Source organism: Pseudonocardia sp. SID8383 (assembly GCF_009864975.1).
Lineage (GTDB): Bacteria > Actinomycetota > Actinomycetes > Mycobacteriales > Pseudonocardiaceae > Pseudonocardia > Pseudonocardia alni.
Window position 1 is genome coordinate 1 of sequence record NZ_WWFY01000283.1, and the last position, 1,680, is coordinate 1,680.

At 76.3% G+C, this 1,680-nt stretch carries 3 protein-coding genes; all 3 read left to right on the forward strand.

Features of this window, described 5'->3' with window-relative positions; translation table 11 throughout:
• Positions 1-579, forward strand: a 579-nt coding sequence (locus GTW08_RS06855; protein ID WP_202416550.1) for a hypothetical protein, incomplete at its 5' end; no start/stop codon positions are given.
• Positions 580-713: 134 nt separating this feature from the next.
• Complete coding sequence (locus GTW08_RS06860; protein ID WP_139283011.1) at positions 714-1,250, forward strand: DUF4333 domain-containing protein; 537 nt, start codon at positions 714-716, stop codon at positions 1,248-1,250.
• Between the two features lie 3 nt (positions 1,251-1,253).
• A complete protein-coding gene (locus GTW08_RS06865) occupies positions 1,254-1,631 on the forward strand; it encodes a hypothetical protein (protein WP_073578055.1) in 378 nt (125 codons plus the stop codon).
• The last annotated feature ends 49 nt before the right edge of the window (positions 1,632-1,680 follow it).

Consider the following 1,680-nt stretch of genomic DNA (forward strand, 5'->3'; position numbering starts at 1 on the left):
GCGGTCTCGCGCGCGGCCGGGGACGGCCCCGGTGAGTCCGAGACGCTGATGGCCGCCGGGCACCTCGCGCGCCTCGGCGGGGACACGGCGACGGCGCTGGACGTGCTGCGGTCCGCGGTGGCCGTCGCGCGGCGGGCCGGGCACGGGTTCGCCGACGGGTCCTCGCGCTGGCACCTGGTGAAGACCCTGCTCGACCGCGGCGACCCGGCCGCGCTGGACGAGGCGGAGTCGCTCGTGCGGTTCCTCGGTGGCGAGCCCGACGTGACGTCCTGGCTGGTCGCGGTGCACACACTCGCGGGCGCGCTGGGGCAGTCCGGGGACGGCGTACGGGGCGCCCGGCTGCTCGGGGCGGTGTCCGTGGTCGGCGGCGAGGTCGGCTACCGGCCCGAGGAGATGGATCCGCAGGACTCCGAGCGCAACGCCGCCCTGGTCCGGGCCGCGCTCGGCGGGTCGGCGGAGCGGTACGCCACCGCGTTCACCGAGGGCGTCGCGGGTGGGCGGGCGGCGATCGCCGCGGTCCTCGACGAGCTCGGTGACGGCGGCACCGTCGCCACCCGGATGGTGGGCCGGAGCGCCTGAGCCGCGCTCCGCGGGACCGCGTGCAGGACCCTGCAAGGCCGCTGCAAGTGGAGTGCCAGTGGCCCACCGCAGAGTTCGTGGTGTTCGCCCCACCGGCCGCCCGGGCCGCCGGGGCCGCCACCCGAGGAGACACCATGAACGCCACCCTGCACAGCCTCGCCCGGCTCGGCCTGATCGCCGCGGCGACGAGCACCGTCCTGTTCGGCACCACGGCCTGCAGCCTCGCCTCCGTCCCGGCGGACAGCGTCGAGCAGCAGATCGTCAGCAAGCTGGGTGCGCAGGGCGTCTCCCTCGACAACGGGAAGGCCGACTGCGCCACCGACCTCGACGCGACCGTCGGGGCGAGCCGGACCTGCGAGTTCCACTCCGGTGGCCAGCCGGTCGGCGCCGTCGTCACCGTCACCGCCGTCGACGGGGACAACGTCTCCTTCGACATCACCACCGAGCCCCGCCCGGTGCCGAAGGCGCTGCTGCAGGACACCGTCGGCTCGCTCGTCGCGCAGAACGCCGGCGTCCCGATCGACGCCACCACCTGCGACGGCGACCTCGCCCCCACCACCGGCCAGGCCGTCGGCTGCCGCGTCACCTCCGGCGAGGACTCGATCGACGTCCGCGCGACCGTGACCGAGGTCCAGGGCGGTCTGGTCAACTTCGACGTCGAGCAGGTCTGAGCCGTGCGGACCGCGACCTGGCTCTCCGCGCTCGCACTGGTCCTCGTCGCCGGCGCCCCGCTGACCGCCTGCTCGACCGGGCCGGAACGGCAGGTGTGCGGGGTCCTGGAGACCGACGGCGACGACTACCTCGAGGTGGACCCGGCCGCCTGCCCTGCGCCCGAGGCGGCCGTGTCACCGGCCGGGCCGCGGTGGGTACCGGTGTCCGCACTCGACGACGACCACGACCACCACCGCACGGTCGTCGCCCGGTCCCCGGGCACACCGCGGACCACCGCCGCGCGGACCCCGGCCCCCCGGGCGACCGCGGCGCCGCGGACCACGACGAGGACCACGACGAAGACGACGACGAGTCCGAAACGGACGACCCGATCCCGGTGAGCACCGTGCCCCGGTCACCGCGGGCCGGCCGCCGGCGGGCGCGGGGTCC

What these genes read in the sequence shown, in the direction of transcription:
- GTW08_RS06860 (WP_139283011.1), top strand. Translation starts at nt 714, where the DNA reads ATGAACGCCACCCTGCACAGCCTCGCCCGGCTCGGCCTGATCGCCGCG.